This window comes from Sphingopyxis macrogoltabida, from assembly GCF_001307295.1.
GTDB lineage: Bacteria > Pseudomonadota > Alphaproteobacteria > Sphingomonadales > Sphingomonadaceae > Sphingopyxis > Sphingopyxis macrogoltabida_B.
In genome coordinates this window covers 2906776-2927977 of the sequence record NZ_CP012700.1, presented here as the reverse complement: position 1 = coordinate 2927977, position 21202 = coordinate 2906776, and the positions used below count along the sequence as shown (strand labels likewise).

22 protein-coding genes are annotated in these 21202 nt (G+C 65.1%); 10 read left to right on the top strand and 12 right to left on the bottom strand.

The window, feature by feature from the left end; all coding sequences use genetic code 11:
* Positions 1-105: 105 nt before the first annotated feature.
* From AN936_RS13700 to AN936_RS13685, 4 genes are all read right to left on the bottom strand, one after another.
* Positions 106-564 carry an outer membrane protein gene (locus tag AN936_RS13700; RefSeq protein ID WP_054588624.1) on the bottom strand — a complete coding sequence of 153 codons (459 nt, stop codon included), beginning with the start codon at positions 562-564 and terminating at the stop codon, positions 106-108.
* Positions 565-727: 163 nt separating this feature from the next.
* Positions 728-1978: a 23S rRNA (adenine(2503)-C(2))-methyltransferase RlmN gene (rlmN, locus tag AN936_RS13695; protein ID WP_054590293.1), complete on the bottom strand. Its 1251-nt coding sequence runs from the start codon at positions 1976-1978 to the stop codon at positions 728-730.
* 73 nt (positions 1979-2051) lie between these two features.
* Complete coding sequence (locus AN936_RS13690) at positions 2052-2396, bottom strand: hypothetical protein (RefSeq protein ID WP_054588623.1); 345 nt, start codon at positions 2394-2396, stop codon at positions 2052-2054.
* Positions 2397-2573: 177 nt separating this feature from the next.
* Positions 2574-3317 carry an SDR family oxidoreductase gene (locus AN936_RS13685; RefSeq protein WP_054588622.1) on the bottom strand — a complete coding sequence of 248 codons (744 nt, stop codon included), beginning with the start codon at positions 3315-3317 and terminating at the stop codon, positions 2574-2576.
* A 115-nt stretch (positions 3318-3432) separates the two neighbouring features.
* Between AN936_RS13685 and AN936_RS13680 the strand changes: the two genes are divergently transcribed.
* Entirely contained in the window at positions 3433-3825 is a 393-nt protein-coding gene (locus AN936_RS13680) for a winged helix-turn-helix transcriptional regulator (protein WP_054588621.1), read from the top strand.
* Positions 3826-4081: 256 nt separating this feature from the next.
* Here AN936_RS13680 and AN936_RS13675 read toward each other — a convergent pair whose 3' ends face one another.
* Complete coding sequence (locus AN936_RS13675) at positions 4082-4411, bottom strand: UrcA family protein (protein ID WP_054588620.1); 330 nt, start codon at positions 4409-4411, stop codon at positions 4082-4084.
* A 151-nt stretch (positions 4412-4562) separates the two neighbouring features.
* Between AN936_RS13675 and AN936_RS13670 the strand changes: the two genes are divergently transcribed.
* Positions 4563-5444, top strand: a complete 882-nt coding sequence (locus AN936_RS13670) for a LysR family transcriptional regulator (RefSeq protein WP_054588619.1) — start codon at positions 4563-4565, stop codon at positions 5442-5444.
* Positions 5445-5478: 34 nt separating this feature from the next.
* On the opposite strand, the gene AN936_RS13665 is transcribed toward AN936_RS13670, so the two are convergent.
* The gene (locus tag AN936_RS13665; protein ID WP_054588618.1) at positions 5479-5979 is read right to left on the bottom strand and encodes a hypothetical protein; all 501 of its coding nucleotides are present in this window, start codon (positions 5977-5979) and stop codon (positions 5479-5481) included.
* Positions 5980-6149: 170 nt separating this feature from the next.
* Here AN936_RS13665 and dnaN point away from each other — a divergent pair, with 170 nt between their 5' ends.
* Entirely contained in the window at positions 6150-7265 is a 1116-nt protein-coding gene (dnaN, locus tag AN936_RS13660; RefSeq protein WP_054588617.1) for a DNA polymerase III subunit beta, read from the top strand.
* Between the two features lie 52 nt (positions 7266-7317).
* Here dnaN and AN936_RS13655 read toward each other — a convergent pair whose 3' ends face one another.
* Entirely contained in the window at positions 7318-8658 is a 1341-nt protein-coding gene (locus AN936_RS13655; RefSeq protein ID WP_054588616.1) for a PQQ-dependent sugar dehydrogenase, read from the bottom strand.
* An 86-nt stretch (positions 8659-8744) separates the two neighbouring features.
* Between AN936_RS13655 and AN936_RS13650 the strand changes: the two genes are divergently transcribed.
* Positions 8745-9056: a hypothetical protein gene (locus tag AN936_RS13650; protein WP_420496810.1), complete on the top strand. Its 312-nt coding sequence runs from the start codon at positions 8745-8747 to the stop codon at positions 9054-9056.
* A 268-nt stretch (positions 9057-9324) separates the two neighbouring features.
* On the opposite strand, the gene argC is transcribed toward AN936_RS13650, so the two are convergent.
* The 3 genes from argC to AN936_RS13635 form a co-directional block, all read right to left on the bottom strand.
* On the bottom strand, positions 9325-10251 hold the full coding sequence (argC, locus tag AN936_RS13645) for an N-acetyl-gamma-glutamyl-phosphate reductase (protein ID WP_054588615.1): 927 nt from the start codon (positions 10249-10251) through the stop codon (positions 9325-9327).
* Between the two features lie 4 nt (positions 10252-10255).
* On the bottom strand, positions 10256-11200 hold the full coding sequence (locus AN936_RS13640) for a C40 family peptidase (protein WP_234715572.1): 945 nt from the start codon (positions 11198-11200) through the stop codon (positions 10256-10258).
* Positions 11201-11274: 74 nt separating this feature from the next.
* A complete protein-coding gene (locus AN936_RS13635) occupies positions 11275-12699 on the bottom strand; it encodes a leucyl aminopeptidase family protein (protein ID WP_054588613.1) in 1425 nt (474 codons plus the stop codon).
* Positions 12700-12753: 54 nt separating this feature from the next.
* Between AN936_RS13635 and AN936_RS13630 the strand changes: the two genes are divergently transcribed.
* From AN936_RS13630 to AN936_RS13615, 4 genes are all read left to right on the top strand, one after another.
* A complete protein-coding gene (locus AN936_RS13630) occupies positions 12754-13584 on the top strand; it encodes a DUF4163 domain-containing protein (protein WP_054588612.1) in 831 nt (276 codons plus the stop codon).
* Positions 13585-13597: 13 nt separating this feature from the next.
* Positions 13598-14533 (top strand): SDR family oxidoreductase, encoded by a 936-nt coding sequence (locus AN936_RS13625; RefSeq protein WP_084758360.1) that lies wholly within the window; start codon positions 13598-13600, stop codon positions 14531-14533.
* Positions 14534-14573: 40 nt separating this feature from the next.
* Positions 14574-14756, top strand: a complete 183-nt coding sequence (locus tag AN936_RS13620; RefSeq protein ID WP_054588611.1) for a DUF3008 family protein — start codon at positions 14574-14576, stop codon at positions 14754-14756.
* Between the two features lie 66 nt (positions 14757-14822).
* Positions 14823-15389, top strand: a complete 567-nt coding sequence (locus AN936_RS13615) for a hypothetical protein (protein WP_054588610.1) — start codon at positions 14823-14825, stop codon at positions 15387-15389.
* 3 nt (positions 15390-15392) lie between these two features.
* Here AN936_RS13615 and AN936_RS13610 read toward each other — a convergent pair whose 3' ends face one another.
* Positions 15393-16937, bottom strand: a complete 1545-nt coding sequence (locus AN936_RS13610; protein ID WP_234715839.1) for a flavin-containing monooxygenase — start codon at positions 16935-16937, stop codon at positions 15393-15395.
* 206 nt (positions 16938-17143) lie between these two features.
* On the opposite strand from AN936_RS13610, the gene AN936_RS13605 reads away from it, so the two are divergent.
* Positions 17144-18268: a DUF47 family protein gene (locus AN936_RS13605; RefSeq protein WP_158500092.1), complete on the top strand. Its 1125-nt coding sequence runs from the start codon at positions 17144-17146 to the stop codon at positions 18266-18268.
* A gap of 15 nt (positions 18269-18283) precedes the next feature.
* Positions 18284-19297 carry an inorganic phosphate transporter gene (locus AN936_RS13600; protein WP_054588609.1) on the top strand — a complete coding sequence of 338 codons (1014 nt, stop codon included), beginning with the start codon at positions 18284-18286 and terminating at the stop codon, positions 19295-19297.
* Between the two features lie 348 nt (positions 19298-19645).
* Here AN936_RS13600 and AN936_RS13595 read toward each other — a convergent pair whose 3' ends face one another.
* Positions 19646-21112 carry a DUF4403 family protein gene (locus AN936_RS13595; RefSeq protein WP_054588608.1) on the bottom strand — a complete coding sequence of 489 codons (1467 nt, stop codon included), beginning with the start codon at positions 21110-21112 and terminating at the stop codon, positions 19646-19648.
* Positions 21113-21202 lie beyond the last annotated feature (90 nt).

The window sequence follows — 21202 nt, the reverse complement described above, 5'->3', positions numbered from 1 at the left end:
TTACCGCGATATCGGGCTTTCGCGCCACCCCGAAATGAAGCAGGCGTAAAAAAAAGGGGCGGCCCGCAGGCCGCCCCTTCCGTTTCGTATCGCTGTTCCGAAAGATCAGAAAGCGAAGCCGATGCCCGCGGCAAAGCTGTCGAAGTCGCTGAAGTTGCCGATGAACTGGTGGCGATATTCGACCTTGCCGTACAGGTTGGTGCCGAACTTGTGCTGGTAACCGGCACCGATGTACGGATCGTCGATGTCGCTGAAGGTGTAACCGCCGGTGGCATAGAGCTTGCCGGCATCGCCAAGCTTGGCGCCCAGACGGCCGCCAGCCGAGAACTGGACGTCGAAGCCGTCCTTCAGCACCTTGTCGCCAGCGACTTCCGCACCGGCGAAAGCGGTCGAACCCAGGTCGAAGTCATAACCGGCGGCAACGCCGAGCGTGGCGTCGTCGAGGCCGCTGCCGGTCACATAACCGCCGCGCACTTCGACGCGAGCTTCGCCGCCTTCGGCGGCCATGGCGGGAACGGAGACGGCGGCCGAGAGGAGAGCGGCGGCAACTGCGAATTTCTTCATTTTGTTTTCCTTTACTCTGGACTGGACCGCGCCTTTTGGCTCGCGGCCCGCGCCCTAAATGGCGCTCGCGGCTGTCCCGTCAATGAACAGCTCATTCAGAATATGACAATTTTCTTACCTGTGTTATTTTTACAACACGGTACAGAAAGATTGGGGCTGAGGCTTAGCCCAGCGCAGCCTGTTTTTCCTCGGCGATGCGGTCGAGTTCGGCGCGGGTCGGCCTGGTCGCGGCGCTCTTCAATTGCCCACACGCGGCCATGATGTCGCGTCCGCGCGGCGTGCGCACCGGTGCCGAAATCCCCGCCTTGAAGATGAGGTTGCTGAACGCCTTGACCCGTTCGGGCGTCGAGCATTCATAGGGCGCGCCGGGCCAGGGATTGAACGGGATCAGGTTCACCTTCGCGGGCAGTTTGTACTGCTTGATCAGCCGGACGAGTTCGCGCGCGTCGTCGTCGCTGTCGTTCTTGTCCTTCAGCATGACATATTCGAAGGTGATGCGCCGCGCATTGTTCGCGCCGGGATAGTCGGCGCACGCCTGCAGCAGTTCCTCGATGCCATATTTGCGGTTCAGCGGCACGATCTCGTCGCGTACTTCCTTGTTCACCGCGTGGAGCGACACTGCGAGGTTGACGCCGATCTCGTCGCCCGCGCGCGCCATCATCGGCACGACACCGCTCGTCGAAAGGGTGATGCGGCGCTTCGACAGAGCGAGCCCGTCGCCGTCCATGACGATCTTGAGCGCGCCCTTGACCTCGTCAAAATTATAGAGCGGCTCGCCCATGCCCATCATCACGATGTTGGTGAGCATGCGGCCGTCGGCGGTATAGTGGCCGGCGGCATCCTCGTCGGCATCCTCGTCCTCGGGGTCGGCGCCGAAGCCCGCCATCGTCCCCTTCGGCCATTCGCCGAGCGCGTCGCGCGCCAGCAGCACCTGTCCGACGATCTCGCCCGCGCCGAGGTTGCGGACGAGGCGCATCGTTCCCGTGTGACAGAAGCGGCAGTTGAGCGTGCAACCGACCTGGCTCGATACGCACAGGGTTCCCCGATCGGCGTCGGGGATGAACACCATTTCATATTCCTGGCCGTCGGCGGCGGCGAGCAGCCATTTGCGCGTGCCGTCGTTCGACACCTGCGCCTCGCGGACGGTGGGCCGGCCGATGATGAACCGGTCGGTCAGCCAGGGGCGCATCGTCTTGGCGATGTCGGTCATCGCCTCGAAATCGGTGACGCCGCGGTGATAGATCCAGTGCCAAATCTGCTTGGCGCGCAGCTTCGCCGCCTTCGCATCGAGCCCGGCCTCGACCAGCACGCCGCCGATCGCGTCGCGGGTCAGCCCGACGAGGTCGATGCGGTTGCCGCCGCGCAGCGGAACGGTGCCCGTCGTGACGGGGTCGATATGGCCGGGAATCTGCATGATGGCGCGCGATATAGTCGCGATGGTCCGCGAGCGCAATCAGGCGCCGCTGCGGCCCGCCATGATGCGCCGGTCAGGCGCCGTTATAGCCGACGAGCGAATCCTCGAACTGGTCGAGCGGCCCGACGGGCTCCTTGGGCGGCGCACCGTCGACCTGCGGAAAGATCGCGTCGAGCCGCCGCCGCAACGTGTCGTCGAACGTCGTCCGGTTGCCGACCCGGGCATTGCAGACGGTCAGTTCCGAACGGATCGCGCCCTTGATCCGTTCGAGCCCATCGGGGGTCAATATGCCGGCGTTCAGCAATTCCTCGCAGAGCTGGATCAGCCCGACGGTCGTTGCATGCGCGCGCAAGCCGATAAAATCGAGCGTCCGGTGCCGTTCGCGCGCCGCCGCATCGCACTGAGTAATGGCATTCATGCCGGTAAGTCTCCTCTCCCACCAAATATCGGACGGTGCGCCTCTGCGGGCACCCGATAGATCGTCCGAATCCGATCATGCGCCGACGGGCGCGCATGGGCAAGGGCCGATGTAATATTATGTCGGATTTGGTGGGCAGGAGGGATGCAACGTTGCCGGGTCCGGCGGCCGCGCGGCCTATAGCGTTTTCAGCATGGCGAGCACTTGCGGCACATTGCCGTTCGCTTCGGCGTGGCGTAGCGGCAGGACATTCTGGACGAGGATTTCGGCCGGTGTCGGCTGCTGTGCGAACAGCGCCATCACCTCGTCGGCGAAGGCATCGAGCGGCATATAGGTCTCGCGCGTCGCCTGCCCGGGGGTCAGGTCGGTGCGCACTGCCGGCGGCGCCAGTTCGATCACTTCGATCTGGCCTTCGAGCTGGGCGCGTAGCGCGACCGAATAGCTGTGCATCGCCGCCTTGGTCGCCGAATAGGTCGGCGCCTTGGGCAGCGGCACAAAGGCAAGGCCCGAGGTGACGTTGACGATCGCGGCATCGTCCTGCGCCGCCAGATGGTCGACGAGCGCGTCGATCAGCCGGATTGGCCCGAGGATGTTGGTGACCACCGTCGTTTCGGCATCGGCGAGGTCGCGTTTCGCGGTCGCGGCTTCGTACATCATGACCCCGGCGTTGTTCACGACCACGTTGAGCGCCGGAAATTTCGCGGCGATTTCGGCGCCGAAAGCGGCGATCGCCGCCGCATCGGTCATGTCGAGCGCTATCGCGTGCATGCCGGGGCGTCCGGCGATCGCGGCTTCCAGCTTCGCGGCGTTGCGCCCAGTGACGACGACGCTGTTGCCGGCATCGTGCCAGCGCTGCGCCAGTGCCAGCCCGATGCCCGAGCCGCCGCCGGTAACGAGGATGGTGTTGCCCGTGGTCTTCATCGCTTTTTCCTTTCGGGGGGGGGTGATGCACCGGAGATAGCGCTATACTCTCCAAAAGAAAGAAGGCACCTGAAAGTGCCATAGTTACCGAAAAGAAAGAAATGGGTTTTCAGCTTTGGATGCGCCGAAAAAAATCGCCTACGACCCCAACGCGCCGGTCGATCCGCGCGTCGAAACGCTCGTCAACGAACTGATCGGCCGGGTCGCCGACAAATGGACCCTCCTAGTCCTCGAGGAATTGGAGGCTCACGGAACCTGCCGTTTCACCGAATTGTCGCGGCGCGTTCCCGGCATCAGCCAGAAGATGCTGACGCAGACGTTGCGCCAGATGGAACGCGACGGCCTGCTCGTGCGGACGGTCTACCCGGTCGTGCCGCCCAAGGTCGAATATTGCCTGACCGAGCTTGGACATAGCCTCGGCGAAGCCTTTTGCGGCGTCTGGGTCTGGGCCGAGGCGAATCTGGAGAAGGTCGCACGGGCGCGGATGGCATTCGACGCGCGAGGGTAGGGCGGGGAGCGGTGGTGTTTGTTGTCGAGGTCGGGTTTCGGCCGAAGGCCGCCTTTCGTTTCATCGTCACCCCGGACTTGATCCGGGGTCCCTGACTTCGGTGCCGCAGTGGATCCCGGATAAAGTCCGGGATGACGAAAGTGTGCGAAGCAACGGCAGCGCACCACTCCGAAGACGCCATACTTAAAAAAGACGGGGCCGCGTCGTGCCCTGATCGCGGCCCCGGTTCTGGCAAGCCCCGCACCGGCGCGGGCCGTCATTTCTGGATCGAACTGACCTGGATTGCCCGGTCGCGCGCCGCGCCCGCGATCACCAGTTCGGCCTGTGCTGAGGCCAGCACCCGCGTATCCTTGCGGCACTGCCGCACGTCGTTCTTGCCTTCGATATCGAAGTCGGACGCGGTGCCGCAGACGGTCGCGACGGCGTGCCGGATGCGGTGCTGGAGCGTGCGGGCGCCGGCCTCGGTCCGCAGGTCGAGGTCGCTATGCTGAACGACCACCGTCGGGTTCGCGGGCGCGGGCCGAGCGAGGGCGGGCTGGCCGAACGAGGCGGCGGCCAGCGTGGCGAGGATCAGAAGCTTTTTCATCTCATGTCTCCATCGGCCGGCTGAAAAGGAGGGGGAGGAGCCGGTGGAAGACAAATAATCTCTATGAAGCGGCGAAAGGAGCAACGATGTTGCGCGACCATTCTGCAAAATTGCAGAATGAGGCGAAGGCGATTATGGCGCACAAGACGCCATGTACGACTGGAACGATCTCAAGGCGTTTCTCGCGGTCGTGGAGACGGGCAGCACCCTGTCCGCCGCACAGGCGCTGCGTGTCAGCCAGACCACCGTCGCCCGGCGCATCGCCGCGCTCGAGGAAGCGACGGGGCTCAGCCTGTTCGAACGGCGTCAGGCCGGCTACGCGCTGACGCCGGTGGGCGAGGCGATGCTGGCGAGTGCGCTGGCTGTCAAGGAAGCCGCCGAACGCTTCGGCGAAGCGGCGGGCGCGCGTTCGCGCGATGCGGGCGGGACGGTCAGCGTGACGACGATGGAGATTTTCGCGGTAACCGTGCTGCCGCCAATTCTGCGCGACCTGCGAGCTGCGCATCCCGAAATCCACATCCATCTCGACACGGCGGACGAGCCGCGGGACCTTGCCGCCGGCGCCGCCGATATTGCGATCCGCAGCAGCAAGCAACCCGCCGGTGCGGGGCTCGTCGGGCGGCGCATCGCCGACAATCCGTGGACGCTCTATTGCAGCCGCGACTATGCCGACCGTCACGGCATCCCGCACACCCGCGCCGAACTCGCCACCCACCCGTTCATCGGCGGCGGCGGCGGGGTCTGGGAACCCTATCAGGCGTGGCTGCGGCAATATGGGCTCGAGGCATCGGTGGTGATGCAATATGACAGCGGCACCGGCCTGCTCGCCGGGGTCCGCTCGGGGATGGGGCTCACCATCCTGCCGGCCTTCCTCGCCGACCGCGAACCCGACCTCATCCGCTGCCTGCCGCCGAAGGCAGAGGACACCACTGGACTCTGGTTGTTGACCCACGAACGTCTGCGCCATGTTCCGCGGGTGCGCACGGTGCTCGACTTTCTCGCCGCCGAATTGACGAAACTGGCGCGCGGCTAGGGTCTGGTCTCTAGCCGCGTCCGGCAGCATGGCCTCACCGCAGCCGCGCGCACCCAAGCGCCGCCGCGTCGATCGCGGTCGCGGCGCCGCGGAGACGATAGGTATCGGCGATCGCGCGTCCGTTCGGCGTGTCGCTTTCGACGCTCATGCTCGGCGCCGACCGCATCGCGGCGATGATCGCGGCGTCCATCCGTGCGTCGCTCGCCCAGCCGTGCGCGCCGTTGCCGGTCAGGATGAAACGGCGGTTGCCGACCGTCAGCCGCAGTTCGCGTTGCGGGCTGCGGGCTTTCGACAGGCGGACATAGAATTGTCCGCGGATGCGCGATTTCGGCCAGTAACCGATGCTCGCATAGGCTTTGACCTCGGGCCGGCCGATCGTCGCGGCGGGCGCGGCGATCGCATAGCATCGCGGCGCCGCAGGATCGCGGAAGGCCCCCCAGCCGTCGAATATGCCGAGCGCGGTGCGGGCGGCCGCGGGGACCGCCGCCCCGATACCGAAAAGCAGGGGTGCAAAGAGAAAGAGCGCGCGCCGCATCGGCCCTCGTTTGCGCGAAAGTGGATGCTTTGCAAGCATGGCTTGCCTCGCGCCGCGCGTGCGTTAAGGAAGGTGGACATTTTCAGGGGCCGGGAATCGGGGCTGCGAATCGCCTCCGATGCTTGTCCCCTCGGGAAATCTCCCGCGAAACAAGGGATGGCGGAGTTAGAATGAAAGCGACGATCGAACGCGCAGTGTTGTTGAAGAGCCTTGGCCACGTCCAGTCGGTGGTCGAACGGCGCAATACCATCCCCATCCTCTCGAACGTCCTCATCGAAGCCGATGCGTCGGGACAGCTCAAACTGATGGCGACCGACCTCGACCTGCAGGTCGTCGAAACCATCGCGGCGAAGGTCGAAACCCCGGGCACCACGACGGTGTCGGCGCACACATTGTTCGAAATCGCCCGCAAACTGCCCGAAGGCACCGAGGTCAGCCTCGCCGCCGCCGAAGGCAAGATGCAGGTTAAGGCCGGCCGGTCGAACTTCAACCTGCCGACGCTGCCGCGCGACGATTTCCCGGTGATCGCCGAAGGCGACCTGCCGACCAATTTCGAACTGCCGGTCGCCGAGCTGATCCAGATCATCGACAAGACGCGCTTCGCCATCTCGACCGAGGAAACGCGCTACTATCTCAACGGCATCTTCCTGCACGTCGCAGAGGATGCATCGGGTCCGGTGCTGAAGGCCGCGGCGACCGACGGCCACCGTCTCGCCCGCTATACGGTGACGCGCCCCGACGGCGCCTCGTCGATGCCCGACGTCATCGTGCCGCGTAAATGCGTCGGCGAGATCCGCAAGCTGCTCGACGAGGCCGAGGGCAATGTCGAGATCAGCCTGTCGGCGACGAAGATTCGCTTCCAACTCGGCAACGCGGTGCTTACCTCGAAGCTGATCGACGGCACCTTCCCCGATTACAGCCGCGTCATACCGACCGCGAACGACAAGCTCTTGAAGGTCGATCCGAAGAGCCTGTTCCAGGGCGTCGACCGCGTCTCGACGATCGCCAGCGAAAAGACCCGCGCGGTCAAGGTCGGGCTCGACAAGGATCGCATCACGCTCAGCGTCACCAGCCCCGAAAACGGCACCGCGGCCGAAGAACTTGCGGCGGCTTACGACAGCGACGCGATGGAGATCGGTTTCAACGCCCGTTATCTCAGCGACATCCTGGGGCAGGTCGATGGCGACAATGTCGAACTTCACCTCGCCGACGCCAACGCCCCGACGTTGATCCGCGAGAGCGAGAAGAGCCCGGCGCTTTATGTGCTGATGCCGATGCGGGTTTGATGATCGCCTGATCCAAATCGTCGCCCCCGCCTTCGCGGGGGCGACGATTTGTTTATCCGGCCTTCGCCACCCGCCAGATCACATTGCCGGTATCGTCGGCGACCAGCGCGCTGCCGTCCTTGGCGACCTTCACATCGGCGGGGCGGCCGCGCGTCGTCTTGCCGTCCTTGGCGAGGAACTGGTCGAGCAGCGTGACGGGGAGCGCATTGACCGGCTTGCCGTTGGCGCCGAACTTGACGAACACGACGTCATAGCCCGCAACGGGCTCGCGGTTCCACGATCCGTGCCGGGCGATCAGCGCACCGTTCGTCCAGCGATCGCCAAGATCGAGGCCTTGGGTGAAGGTAAAGCCGAGCGGCGCGGTGTGGGCGCCGAGGCCATAGTCGGGACGCTTGACATATTGCCGGCGATCCTCGGCTTCGGGCTCGACGCGCGGATCGATGAAACCGCCCCAATAATACCAGGGCCAGCCATAGAAATCGCCCTCGGTGACGTCGGTCAGATAGTCGGGAACGAGGTCGCTGCCCAGCATGTCGCGTTCGTTGACGACGGTCCACAGCCGGTCGGTGCCGGGGTAGAAGGCGACGCCGACGGGGTTACGGATGCCCGCGGCGAAGGTGCGCATATATTTGTTTTCGGGGCGCACCTCGAGGATGCTGGCGCGGCGGAACTCGCGGTTCATCCCCGCTTCGCCGATATTGCTGTCGGCGCCGACGCCAATATAGAGCCAGCCGTTCGGGGCAGCGGCAAGGCTTTTGGTCCAGTGGCGATTGGTGCCCTTGGCGGGCAGGTCGACCAGCTTCTCTCCCTTGCCGCTCATCTTCGTCTCGCCCTCGACATAGGGGAAGGCAAGCAGCGCGTCGGTGTTGGCGACATAGAGCGTCTTGCCGACCAGCGCCATGCCGTACGGCGAGTTGAGCCCCGTGATATAGGCGGTCTTTATTTCAGCCTTGCCGTCGCCGTCGGCGTCGCGGAGCAAGGTGATGCGATTCGCCGATTGGCCGCCTGCACCGGCCTTGCCCATCAGCGCACCCATGATCTTGCCCTCGACCCCCGAGGTGTCGCGCGGCGGGCTCTGCGATTCCGCGACGAGCACGTCGCCGTTGGGCAGCACGAGCATGTTGCGCGGATGGTCGAGCCCTTCGGCGAAGCGCGCCACCGTCAGCCCCGCCGCGGCGCGCGGCGCCTGCCCGGCGGGCCAGCTTGTCGCATCGGGCACGTTCATCGTCGGGAAGCTCTCGGTCTTCTGCGATGCCATCACCGGCACCCGGCCGCTGAGTTCGGCGGTCGAGAAGCGCGCAACATCGGGGCGCGACATGATGTACAGGGTGATCCCGCCGACGATCACAAGGATGAGCAGGGCGAGGGCGGCATATTTCAGGATCTTGCGCATGGCCCATGTCTACACGGGCGAAGCGCGGCGGCAAAGGTCGAAACGCGGTTCGTCTGCACGGTGCAAAGGTTAACGCCGCGGCCGCCATGATTAACCTTACCTACTTGTTCATCACGGTTGGGAACGGGGCAGTGATCGCCCGGCGCTACGAGAAAGGCGTGACGCAAACGACCGGGAACCCGATGCAACTGCCAGCCCCATTTCTTGCCGATCGCGCCGCGGTCGACGATGCCCATGCGCTGATCGCCCAGCATGGCGAGGAAGCGGGCTATGCGGCCGCGGCGCGCGCCGAGCAATATCGCGTGCTCGGCAACCACATCTATTTCGCGCGCTGGCGCCAGATCGAACGGCTGATCACCTATTTGTCGGTCGAGGATGTGCTCGACACGGTACACTAGGTCCTAGGGTCAGGACCCATTGATTTGCCGTTCGAGGCGTCGAAATGGCGAAGATATCGGGTGCGGGCGGATGCAGCGGGTAGCGTCGCTACCCGCAAGGCCGCGCGGGCCTGAGATCGAAGCCATTTCGGCGTCCCTTCGGGATTTGACCGATTTTGTCCATGGCGTCGTCGAAAAGCCTTGAAATATATCCATATTCCTACGCCTTTTCTCCTCGCCCTGAACAAAATCGCTTCAAACTCGAACGGCAAATTAATGGGTCTTGACCCTAGAGCCGCAGGCCCGCCGTTTCGGGCAACCCCGCCATGATGTTGAGGTTCTGGACGCAGGCGCCGCTGGCGCCCTTGCCGAGATTGTCGAGCCGCGCGACGAGGCGCGCCTGGCTGCCGCCCGAATTGCCGAACACGAACAATTCGATGCGGTCGTCGCCCGCCTGCGACCCGCGAAGCAGCATTTCGCCGTCGGCCGGGGTTTCGCCCATCACCGCGACCGGGCTGCCCGCGTAAAATTCCGCCAGCGCCCTGCGTAACGCGTCGGGCGTTGCGGCGCCGGGCATTGCGGCAAGCGGCAACGGCACTTCGACGACCATGCCGCGATGCGCCGCGATCACGGCGGGCGAAAAGAGCGGCGCGATCGACAGGCCGCAGTTCGACTGCATTTCGGGCAGATGTTTGTGGCCGAGAGCGAGGGCATAGCCGCGCCAGGCGATATCGGTGTCCTGCTCGAAGCGTTCGATCAGCGCCTTGCCGCCGCCCGAATAGCCGCTGACCGCGTTGCAGCTATAGGGCCAGTCGGCGGGAAGCAGGCCGGCGCGGACCAGCGGTGCGACCAGCGCGACGAAGCCGGTCGAATAGCAGCCGGGATTGCTGACACGCGCCGCTGCGGCGACGGCCTTGTGACCGCTGACTTCGGGAAAGCCATAGACCCAGCCGGGCGCGACGCGGTGCGCGGTCGACGCGTCGATCACCCGCGTCGTATCGTTTTCGATCATCGCGACGGATTCGCGCGCGGCATCGTCGGGCAGGCAGAGGATGACGAAATCGGCATCGTTCAAGGCTTCGCGCCGCGCCGATGCATCCTTGCGGCGCGCGTCGTCGAGCGTGACGAGCGTGAATTCGTTCCGCCCGGCCAGCCGCTCGGCGATTTCCAGGCCCGTCGTTCCCGCCGCGCCGTCGATGAAGACCGTCTGTGTCATGATTTTACCGCAATCGTTTATAGCCGGAGACCGGCACATCATTCCCTTTCGCCGCCGAACGCGCGATGACGTCGGCCAGCGGTTCGCTGTTCACCGCCATCCATCGTCGGCTGGCGTGGATGATGTTGGCGTCGTCGGCCATGATCCCGACATGGCCGGGAAAGAAGACGAGGTCGCCGCGCGCCAGCGCCGCGGGGTCGACATCCTTGTCCGCACCCAGCGATGCGAGTTGCAGGTCGCTGTCGCGCGGCAACTGGACACCCGCCATGCTCCATGCGAGCTGGACGAGCCCCGAGCAGTCGATGCCCTTTGCGGTGCGGCCGCCCCAGACATAAGGGGTGCCGGTGAGCGCTTCGGCGATCGCCGCCGGGTCATCGTCGCGGGCATCGACGTCGACCAGCGCCGCCAGCGGCAGGAAGCCGTGCGAGGTCGCGAGCCATTCGCCCTCGGCTTCGCCCATGACGAGCGCGCCGCGCGGCAGGATCGCCGAGCCGCCGGCCGCGGCGTCGGGGGCGCTATGCAGGATCGCCTCGGCGGCATGGACGCGGTGCGTCGGCGCGATCGGCACGCCGAGCGCATCGGCGGCAAGATAACCGACATAATGGTCGGCGAGGCTGTAGCCCCATGCCCAGCCGCCGGTCAGGTCGAGCAGCGCGAAACCCTCGCCGAACAGCAGCTCGCTCGTCTGTTCGGCATCGAGCGAGGGTGCGGCGCGCATCGTCGCGGCGGGTAGCGCCCCGCTGCGCATCATCGGCGCGGCATAATGCGGCGCGAAATGCTGGCCGGCGACGGCGATATCGGCCAGATCGGGACGGATTGCGACGACGCGCGGGTCGAACGTCTGCGACGTGCCGGTCAGGCCGAAGCGGTCACGCCCGGCGCCGACGACGCCGGGGCGTCCCATGCGCACGCGGTTCGCCGCTATACTGTCGCCATTCTTCGCTGTCACATGCCGTCCTGTTGAAGTCGCCGCCCGCCCGCGGCGGACAATCGCGGCGCATTAGACCAGCAGGCCCGCCTTTATCAAGACGCTTCGCCCGCCGGGCTACGCTGGCTCCGGCGGTCGTAGCGCGCCTGCAACATCGCCCATGCGGCGCGCAGTCCGAGCGCGGCACCGCCCTTCGGCCGGCCGGGTTTCGCCGCGGGGCGCCAGGCGAAGGTGTCGAAATGCGCCCAGGCGGTGTTGTCGGGGATGAAGCGTTTGAGAAACAGCGCGGCGGTGATGGTCCCGGCGAAAGCCGAACTCCCGGCATTGCCGATATCCGCGATGTCGGTTTCGAGGAGGTCGGCATAACCGTCCCACAGCGGCATCCGCCACAGCGGATCTTCGCGTTCGCTGCCGCCTTTCAGCAAATCGTCGGCGAGGCTGTCGTCGTTCGCGAACAGGGCCGGCAGGTCGGGACCCAGCGCGACGCGCGCGGCGCCGGTCAGCGTTGCGAAATCGAGGATCAGTTCGGGCTTGTCTTCGCCCGCCCTGGCGAGCGCGTCGCCGAGCACGAGCCGCCCCTCGGCATCGGTGTTACCGATCTCGACCGTCAGCCCGAGCCGGCTCTTGAGCACGTCGCCGGGGCGAAAAGCGTCGGCGGAAATCGCGTTCTCCGCTGCGGCGACGAGGCAGTGCAGGCGTACCGGCAGCCCCGCTGCCATCACCAGTTCGGCGAGCGCCAGCACATGCGCGGCGCCGCCCATATCCTTCTTCATCAGCCGCATGCCCGCCGACGGCTTGATGTCGAGCCCGCCGCTGTCGAAGCTGATGCCCTTGCCGACCAGCGCGACGCGCGGATGATCTTCCTTGCCCCAGACGATCTCGATCAGCCGCGGCGCGTGATGTTTCGCCGCCGCGCGCCCGACCGCGTGGATCATCGGATAGCCCTGTTCGAGCGCTTCGCCCTTGGTGACGCTGAGCTTGCCGCCGTGCGCCTTGGCGATACGCTCGGCCGCCTTCTCGATGCTCGCGGGCCCCATGTCGGCGGCGGGCGTGTTGACGAGGTCGCGGACGAGCGCGGTTGCGCGCGCCTCGGCCACCATCGGCGCGATCGCGCCGACATCGCTGGTCAGCAGCACGCGCGCGCCCTTGGTCTCGACCTTCTTGCGATAGGCATCGAAGCGATATTGCGCGCTCATCCAGCCGAACAGCGCCTTGCCCGGCTGCCGCCCTTCGACGCGATAGCGGCCCTCGGGCAATATCTGCCCCAGCTTGGCGAGGCACCAGGCCGAGAGGTTTTCGACGTCGGCGACGGTCGTCACCACGCCCCAGCGTTCGGGGTCGTCGCCGGGCAGGATCGCGTGGACGAAGGCATCGGGCTTGAACCCGACGGCGGCGAGGTGCGCACGCTCGCGCGCGCTGCGCTCCTTCAGCCAGCCGTCATAGCTTTTCTTGTCGACGAGGTGGATGGCGCGGGCGTCCTGCCCCTGGTCGGGCTGGATCATGTCGGAATAGTCGATCATGCCAGCGTGCTAGGCCCGCAAGGAAACTTTGTCGATTCCCGGCGTTGTTCGGGGATGACGAACCTTCGATACCGTTCCGCCGTCGCGCTGCTCCTGTCGGGCGCGCTCATCCTGACCGCCTGTTCGGAGAAGCCCGATACGCCCGCCGAAAAGGCGGCGGCCGCCGCCGTCCCCGGCGCGCCGCCGGGCGGGCCGGCCGATGTCGCGGCGAAAAATGCGCCGGCATCCGACGTCAAGGAGAAGAACGATCTCGTCGAGTTTGCTTATAGCTATCCCGCCGAAGCGGCCCAGATTCCCGGGCTTGCGGCATGGCTCGACAACGACCGGGCAACGCAGCGTGATGCGCTGGTAAGCGCCGCGCGCCGCGATCAGGAGGCCGCGAAAAAGGAAGGCTTTCCCTATTATGCGCACAGCCACCTCCAGAAATGGCAGCGGATAACCAATACGCCGCGATTCCTCAGCCTGTCGGCGGAGATCGAAACCTATATGGGCGGCGCGCATGGCATGCAGACCTTCGACACGCTGGTCTGGGACCGCAATCGCGCGAAGCGGCTGAAACCCCTCGACATGTTCGCCAGTGGCGAAGCATTCGACAAGGCGGTGAACGACGACCTGTGCGCGGCAATCGAACGCGCGAAGGCGGCGCGCGGCGTCGAATGGGTCCGCGATGGCAGCCCCTTCGGCAAATGCCCGTCCGCCGCGGCGCAGACGATATGGCTCGGCTCGTCCGACGGCCGCTATCTCGACCGGCTGACGATCGCGATCGCCCCTTATGAAATCGGCGCCTATGCGGAGGGCAGCTACAAGATCAACCTGCCGATGTCGCAGGCGATCGTGCACGCGGTGAAGCCCGAATATGCCCGCGATTTCCTGCCGATGAAGTGAAGGAGGCGTAGCAATGGCGAAGCAGCCCAAGGCCGGCAAGGTCGGCGAGACGCCCAAGGAGAAGAAGGGCAAGGTTCGGGCCGCCGCGAAGCTGCGCAAGGCGGTGGGACCCGCCAAATCGATCGCGAAGCCGCCGTCGGACCGTGAGGCCGACCTCGACCGCGCGCCGAAATGGCAGCCGCGCTTTCCGGGATCGGGCCGGCTCGACGGCAAGGTTGCGATCGTCACGGGCGGCGACAGCGGCATCGGCCGTGCGGTGTGCGCCCTGTTCGCGCGCGAGGGTGCCGACATCGCGCTCGTCTATCACAGCAACAAGGACGACGCTGCCGATACGGTGGCGATCGTCAAGGCCGAAGGGCGCCGTGCGATCGCGATCAAGGCCGACATCGGGAAGCCCGATGCCGGCGAACGGATCGTCGCACGCACCATCGAAAAGCTCGGCCAGCTCGATATCGTCGTCAACAACGCCGGCGAGCAGCATCCCGCCGCCGATATCCGCGACATCAGCGCCGAGCAGTTGCACCGCACCTTCGCCACCAACATCTTCGGCATGTTCTATCTGGTGCAGGCGGCGCTGCCGCACCTCGGCAAGGGCGCGGCGATCGTCAATTGCACCAGCGTCACCATGTATCAGGGGTCGGAAGGACTGCTCGATTACAGCGCCACCAAGGGCGCGATCACTGCCTTCACCCGCTCGCTGAGCGAAAATCTGGTGGGCAAGGGCATTCGCGTCAACGCGGTCGCACCGGGACCGATCTGGACCCCGCTCAATCCGCGCGGCGGCGCGCCGGCGAAAAAGGTCGAGCATTTCGGCGAAAGTACGCCGATGAAGCGTCCCGGCGAACCCAATGAGGTTGCGCCCGCCTTCCTGTTCCTCGCCTGCGACGACAGCAGCTATATGTCGGGTCAGGTGCTGCATCCCAACGGCGGCACGATCGTTAATGGGTAGAGGGCGTTAACGGATTGCGGGGGCGGAGAGGAGCATTGTCATGCCAGCCAAATCGAAAGCGCAGCAGAAGGCGGCCGGCGCTGCGCTAAGTGCGAAACGCGGGGATACGCCCAAATCGAAACTCAAGGGCGCGTCGAAGCAGATGGTCGACAGTATGACCGAAAAGCAGCTCGAGGATTTTGCCAAGGGATCGACCAAAGGCAAGCCCGAACACCTCGATTAGCGCAGGGCTGGATTAGCTCCGCAAAATCGGTCATCTCTCCTGCTGGCCATCAGCAGGGGACGGGTGATGGGTTATTTCCGGCACAGCGGTTTCGTGATTTTTGCGACGGCGGCGTTGGGCGGCTGCAGCTTCCAGGCGGCGCTCGACAAGCTGGTGACGCCCGAGCGGCAGAAGGAACTCGTCGCGATCGCCGAGGGCTTCTGCACCGATCCCCCCGGCGCGCGATCGCTGCTGCATCCCGAGATTGCCAATTCGACGATCGAGGCCGCACCGGCGCTGCCGCGCGAATGCCCCGAGGGCAAGGCGACGTGGCAGCTTGCGTCCTACGATTGGAAAACCAACGCCACGCCGGGGCTCAAGGAGCGACAGGAAGAGGTGGTGGTGGTCGGTACCAGCGCCGGCAAATGGACGACCGTTTCACTGCGCTTCTACGCCCAGAATGACGGGCCGATGCAGGTCACCGAATGGAATGTGCTCGGCAGCAAGACCAAGCCGCCCGCGCTCGAATTCATCGACCAATATGAAACAGGGGCGCGGACGATGCGGATCGCCTTGCCCGTCCTGCTCCTGATCGTCGGCGGGCTTGTTTTCTGGCTGGTCCGGCGGCACCGCGCCAAGAAGCGCGGCGCCTGAACGTCATTCCGCCGCTTCGAGGGCCGGCACTGCGGCGCTGGGCGCCACCTCGCCCGCCCGGCTGAACGCGAGCACGCCGTCGGCGATCGCGCCGCTGCGCATGTCGACGCGATCCTGCACATAATTCTGGCTGAGCCGCCACGGCAGTTTGTCTGCATTCTTCGGCATGATGTGCAGCGAGCGCTGGATATAACCCGACGAGAAGTCGAAGATATTCTCCTCGTTCAGCGTCGATGGGTCGGCGAGTACCGGTGTCGCGGCGTCGGTGCCGGTCGCCTGCATATGATTGAGCACGCGGCAGACATATTCGGCGACGATATCGGCACGCAGGGTCCATGAAGCGTTGAGATAGCCGAACACCGCCGAAAAATTCGGGACGTTCGAGAACATGCACGCCTTGTAATAGAAATGCTCGCTCCAATCGACGGGATCGCCGTCGACGCGGACGGGGATCTTGCCCGCGACGGCGAGCTTGAGCCCTGTCGCGGTGACGATGATGTCGGCATCGAGATGCTTGCCCGATTTGAGCTGGACGCCGGTGGCGTCAAAGCGTTCGATATGGTCGGTGACCACCGACGCCTTGTCCGCCTTCATCGCCTCGAAGAAATCGGCGTCGGGGACGAGGCACAGCCGCTGTTCCCACGGGTTATAGGGCGGGGTGAAGGCAGTCGCGTCGTAACGGTCGCCCAGCGCGGCCTTCAGCTTCTTGGTCAGGAAATCCTTGACCTTCTGGGGCTTTTCACGGGCGCGGCGGAAGCTGATGTCCTGCAGCTTCACATTCTTGAAGCGCGTAATCTTGTAGGCGAGTTCCTCGGGCAGCACCTTGCGCAGGAAGTTTGCGAACCCATCCTTTGCGGGACGGATGAAGTACCAGGTCGGCGTGCGCTGGAGCATCGTCACATGCGCCGCCTTGTCGGTCATCGCGGGAACGATCGTCACCGCCGTCGCGCCCGATCCGATCACGACGATCTTCTTGCCGGCGTAGTCGAGATCCTTCGGCCAGAATTGCGGATGCAATATCTGCCCCTGGAAGTCCTCGCGCCCAGTGAACCCGGCGTCGAACGGCTCGTCATAGTCATAATAGCCCGAGCCGAGATAGAGCCAGCGCGCGGTTGTCGTGGTCACCGCGCCTTTGTCGTCCTCCATCGTCACCGTCCAGCGCGCCGCGGCGCTGTCCCAGTCGGCACCGACGACCTTTTTGTTGAAGCGGATGCGTTCGCGGATATGGCGTTCGTCGACGATGCGGTTCAGATATTCGAGGATCGCGGGGCCGTCGGCGATCGTCTTTTCATGCTTCCACGGTTCGAAGACGAAACCCAGCGTGTGCATGTCGCTATCCGACCGGATGCCCGGATAGCGGAACAGGTCCCAGGTGCCGCCAAGGTCGGCGCGGCGCTCGACGAGCGCGAAGCTGCGGTCGGGGCTATGCTGCTGCAGATGCACCGCCATGCCGATGCCCGAAATTCCCGCTCCGACGATCAGCACGTCCTGATCGACCGGTGCAGCCTTCGTCCCCGCGGGACGTTCCATCGTCGCCGTGCCTGCCATCATCCTGTCTCCCGACTATGTTTGAAGGGGAGATTACGCGCCGCGTTTCATTTTGCAATCGAATTGACAGGGGTGAAAGTAGGGGGGTGGGGGGTGTGAAGCATCCTTGTCGCTGTCACATTATTGTCATAGGGGCGTAACGCTTTTGTCACCTGCGCGTCCCGCGCCTTGAATCTTCGCCCGAATCTTTGGAAAGGATCGAGCATATGCGCCAGATTGCCGTCCTTCCCTATCGATTCGGCGGTCCTGCGCAGGACGGGCCGACCGAGATTCTGCTGATCACATCGCGCGAGACAAAGCGCTGGGTGGTGCCGAAGGGCAATCCGCTGACCGGAATGGAACGCCATGCCGCCGCGGCGATCGAGGCCGAGGAGGAAGCGGGCGTGATCGGCGCCGTCTGTCCGACGCCGATCGGCAGTTATGAATATCGCAAGCGCCGGGCGAATGGCGCATCGATCATGTACAACGTCGAAGTTTTTCCGCTCGCCGTGACCAACGAGCTCGACGACTGGAAGGAAATGGACGAACGCGACCGCAAATGGTTCTCGTTCCGCGATGCCGCGTCGGCGGTCGAGGAACCCGATTTGCAGGCGCTGATCCGCTCGTTCGGCGACGGCGGTTTTCGTGCTGTCGCCCAGCCGCGCGGGGTCGTCCAGAATGTAGCCGACAAAACAGGGGTAAGCTGGATGTTCGCTTGGTTTCAGCGTTTGCTGCCGCGACAGGGAAATTTCTTCGAATTGTTCGAAAGCCACGCCGCGACGCTGGTCGCCGGGGCGAACGCCTTGTCGCGGATGCTGCAGGGCGGCGAGGGCATGGCCGACCATGTGCAGGAGATCATCGAGCGCGAGCATGACGCCGACGCGATCACCCGCGAAGTGCTCCAGACGGTCCGCCGCACCTTCCTGACCCCGTTCGACCGCAGCGCGATCACCGACCTGATCGCCTCGATGGACGATGCGATCGACGAGATGCAGAAGACCGCGGGCGCCGTCGACCTGTACGATGTCACCGAATTCGAGCCTGAAATGCGCGACATCGGCGGGATCATCGTCGACGCCGCGCGCCTGACTGCCGAGGCGCTGCCGCTGCTGCGCAACATTTCGGCCAACGCCGTGCGGCTTCACGAGCTGACTGAGCGGCTGGTCCGGATGGAAGGTCACGCCGACGAAATCCACGCCGCGGGCCTCAAGCGCCTGTTCAAGGAACATGGGCAGTCGAACAGCGTCCGCTTCCTGATCGGGCGCGAACTCTACCGTCATCTCGAGCGCGTCACCGACAGTTTCGAGGATGTCGCGAACGAGATCGACGGTCTGGTTATCGACCACGCATAAGCGGGGGCGTCCACCATGCACGAACTCGCTTTCCCGCTCCTCGTCGGCCTTGTCATTCTGGCGTTGGCGTTCGACTTTCTGAACGGGCTGCACGATGCCGCGAACAGCATCGCGACCGTCGTCGCGACGCGCCTGCTGCGGCCCGTGCAGGCAGTGCTGTTCGCCGCCTTCTTCAATTTTGCCGCCTATTTCCTGTCGATCATCTTCCCTGAGCTGCACAAGGTGGCCGAAACGATCGGCAAGGGGATCATCGACAAGGATCTGGTGACCCCGGCGGTGGTGTTCGGGGCGCTCGTCGGCGCGATGTTCTGGAACGTCGTCACCTGGCTCAAGGGCATCCCCTCGTCGTCGAGCCACGCGCTCGTCGGCGGCATCGTCGGCGCCGGCGTCGCGCACGCCGGGTTCGAAGGGATCGAGTGGACGGGGCTCAACAAGACGGTCGTCGCGATTTTCCTGTCGCCCTTGCTCGGCATGCTGCTCGCGATGCTGGTGATGCTGGTCAGTAGCTGGGCGCTGCGCCGCGCGACCGCCAGCTTTGCCGAGAAGACCTTCCGCCATCTCCACCTGCTGTCGTCGGCCGCCTATTCGATCAGCCACGGCCTCAACGATGCGCAGAAGACGATGGGGATCATCACCGTCCTCCTCTATTCGACCGGCTATCTCGGCGGCGAGTTCCACGTCCCGCACTGGGTCGCGTTCAGTTGCTATATCGCGATCGCGCTCGGCACGCTGTCGGGCGGGTGGAAGATCATCGAGACGATGGGCGGCCGGATCACCAAGCTGTCGCACCATCAGGGCTTCGCTGCCTCGACCGGCGGGTCGATCATGGTGTTCACCGCGAGCCTGCTCGGCATCCCCGTGTCGACGACGCACACGATCACCGGCAGCATCATCGGCGCCGGCGTCGCGCGTAGGGCCAGTGCGGTGCGCTGGGGCGTTGCGGGCAATGTCGTCGCGGCGTGGTTCATCACCATTCCGGCAAGCGCGATCGTCGCCGCGATCTTCTACGCGATCACCCGCCTGTTCTGAGCGCAAGGGGATTGCGCCAAAAAGGGGCGGAAAACGGCCTAACTTCACGCGCAATTTGCCGTTCGTTATACCCGTTCCCGTCACCCCGGACTTGATCCGGGGTCCCGCTCATCAACGGTGATATGCGGGACCCCGGATCAAGTCCGGGGTGACGAAATGGGCGAAGCGAGGCTTTCTCCGAAACGGCTAAATACTGCGCGACTTTACACTGAAATCGTCTTTCTGACCAAGCTGCGCGGCCGGTGTAACGATGCGGTGCGGCAGGGCGGGGGGAGCGCGGTCGGGCATCATTCCAAGACGGTAGATCCTCCGGATATTGTAGGACAGGGTGCCGAAGCGCACTCGATCCTATTTTGCCGGCCGATAATCGACGCTCGCGCCCCCGACCATCCGCACCGGCAGATAGAGGCCGTTGCCATAAGCGGTGATTTCGCCCGTCTCGAAGCTGTCGATGCGGGTGCGGATGACGAAGGCGCCCTCGCGCCGCTGGTCGATTGCGCGCCGGATCTTGCCCTGTAATTCCGCGAGGTCGCGGGTGAAATTCTGCGTCAGCGCGTCGGCGATCAGCGGCGCGAAACCCTCGCTCTCGGCGATGCCGAGCAACAGATCGCCCTTCAGGCCGTTGGTGTCGCCATCGACTTTCAGGTCGATGAAGCTCACCTTGGCCGAGCCGGGTGCGTTCACCGGGCGCGCGGTGACCCAGACGCGGCCGCGCGTCGGTTCGCGCTTTGCCCCCTGGACCAGCGCCTCGAGCTCGATCCCGACCGCAATCCGGTTGTCGGGCGCGCCATAGGCGGTCACCTTGCCGAACTTGGCCATCACCGGCCCGATCGCGGGCAGGACGAAGGGGCGGGCCGAGCGTTTGACCAGCGCGCGGTGGATCACCGGCTCGAGCTGGGCATAATCGGCGAGCACCGGCACCCGGACGTCGAAATGCGGCTTGGGCGTTTCGCGCACCAGCCGGGGCAGCGGGGTCGGCACGGGGTCGCGCGGCCGGCCCGACACAAAGGTTTCAGTGATCGCTTCCAGCCCCAGATTGAGGCGCATCTGCTGGCCGTCGAGGCGGTAGCCGCCATAGAGGATGCGCTGCGGCGTTACGCGCATCCACACCGGCGGGTTTTCGCGGTTGAGTTCGAGCGTGGTGAAGCTTTGCCGCCAGACTTCGGCCGCCTGTTTGCGGATATAGATCTTCGCGATCTCGCGGTTCACCTCGCGCTCGACGTCGCGGACGACGGGTTTCAGCTTGGCGTCGGCTTCGTCGGTGAAGGTGATCCGCCGCCCGAGGAAATCGATCCCCGGCGCGTTGGTCCAGCCATAGCTGATCCGCGCCTTGCCCTGCGTGCGCCATTCGGGGGTCAGTTCGATCCGCACCCGAGCATGTGCCATCGCGGCGCCCGTCGCGGTCTCGCCCTTCAATACGCCGCCGACATCGCGGGCGCTGATCGTGGCATGGATCGGCACATCGACGACGATCTCGCTGCCTTCGCCGCGCAGGCGCAGCGGCCCGCGCGTCACCTGACCGACGATCGTACAGGCGATCGGCGGGGTGATCTTGACCTTCTTGCCGAAGACCTTGACCCGCTGCGGTTTCACGCATGCGCGTTCGCGCTGGTTGATCGTCCACAATGTCTTCGGCACCGCGCGTTCGAGCGCGGTTTTCAGCGACGCGGTGCTGGCGTTGATCGGCACCGCGATGAGCGATGTCTGGGTAGGCGAGGGCGCCTTGTCGGTCGCGCGCGGCGGCGGCTCGACCTCGGTCTTGCGTTCGCAGGCGGTGAGCAGCAAGGTGGCGGTCGTCAGTAGGATTAGACGCATATGGTGCCCCTGATGCGGTCTGTATCTCCTATAACAGGAAAGGTGCAAAGCTGTTCCATCGGTGTGGAAGAGGGAAATGATTACTTTCGG

Excerpts from the sequence above, each read along its gene's own strand:
- AN936_RS13700 (WP_054588624.1), bottom strand. The coding sequence starts at position 564 with ATGAAGAAATTCGCAGTTGCCGCCGCTCTCCTCTCGGCCGCCGTCTCC.
- rlmN (WP_054590293.1), bottom strand. The coding sequence starts at position 1,978 with ATGCAGATTCCCGGCCATATCGACCCCGTCACGACGGGCACCGTTCCG.
- AN936_RS13690 (WP_054588623.1), bottom strand. The coding sequence starts at position 2,396 with ATGAATGCCATTACTCAGTGCGATGCGGCGGCGCGCGAACGGCACCGG.
- AN936_RS13685 (WP_054588622.1), bottom strand. The coding sequence starts at position 3,317 with ATGAAGACCACGGGCAACACCATCCTCGTTACCGGCGGCGGCTCGGGC.
- AN936_RS13675 (WP_054588620.1), bottom strand. The coding sequence starts at position 4,411 with ATGAAAAAGCTTCTGATCCTCGCCACGCTGGCCGCCGCCTCGTTCGGC.
- AN936_RS13670 (WP_054588619.1), top strand. The coding sequence starts at position 4,563 with ATGTACGACTGGAACGATCTCAAGGCGTTTCTCGCGGTCGTGGAGACG.
- AN936_RS13665 (WP_054588618.1), bottom strand. The coding sequence starts at position 5,979 with ATGCGGCGCGCGCTCTTTCTCTTTGCACCCCTGCTTTTCGGTATCGGG.
- dnaN (WP_054588617.1), top strand. The coding sequence starts at position 6,150 with ATGAAAGCGACGATCGAACGCGCAGTGTTGTTGAAGAGCCTTGGCCAC.
- AN936_RS13655 (WP_054588616.1), bottom strand. The coding sequence starts at position 8,658 with ATGCGCAAGATCCTGAAATATGCCGCCCTCGCCCTGCTCATCCTTGTG.
- AN936_RS13650 (WP_420496810.1), top strand. The coding sequence starts at position 8,745 with ATGATTAACCTTACCTACTTGTTCATCACGGTTGGGAACGGGGCAGTG.
- argC (WP_054588615.1), bottom strand. The coding sequence starts at position 10,251 with ATGACACAGACGGTCTTCATCGACGGCGCGGCGGGAACGACGGGCCTG.
- AN936_RS13635 (WP_054588613.1), bottom strand. The coding sequence starts at position 12,699 with ATGATCGACTATTCCGACATGATCCAGCCCGACCAGGGGCAGGACGCC.
- AN936_RS13630 (WP_054588612.1), top strand. The coding sequence starts at position 12,754 with ATGACGAACCTTCGATACCGTTCCGCCGTCGCGCTGCTCCTGTCGGGC.
- AN936_RS13625 (WP_084758360.1), top strand. The coding sequence starts at position 13,598 with ATGGCGAAGCAGCCCAAGGCCGGCAAGGTCGGCGAGACGCCCAAGGAG.
- AN936_RS13620 (WP_054588611.1), top strand. The coding sequence starts at position 14,574 with ATGCCAGCCAAATCGAAAGCGCAGCAGAAGGCGGCCGGCGCTGCGCTA.
- AN936_RS13615 (WP_054588610.1), top strand. The coding sequence starts at position 14,823 with ATGGGTTATTTCCGGCACAGCGGTTTCGTGATTTTTGCGACGGCGGCG.
- AN936_RS13610 (WP_234715839.1), bottom strand. The coding sequence starts at position 16,937 with ATGGCAGGCACGGCGACGATGGAACGTCCCGCGGGGACGAAGGCTGCA.
- AN936_RS13605 (WP_158500092.1), top strand. The coding sequence starts at position 17,144 with ATGCGCCAGATTGCCGTCCTTCCCTATCGATTCGGCGGTCCTGCGCAG.
- AN936_RS13600 (WP_054588609.1), top strand. The coding sequence starts at position 18,284 with ATGCACGAACTCGCTTTCCCGCTCCTCGTCGGCCTTGTCATTCTGGCG.
- AN936_RS13595 (WP_054588608.1), bottom strand. The coding sequence starts at position 21,112 with ATGCGTCTAATCCTACTGACGACCGCCACCTTGCTGCTCACCGCCTGC.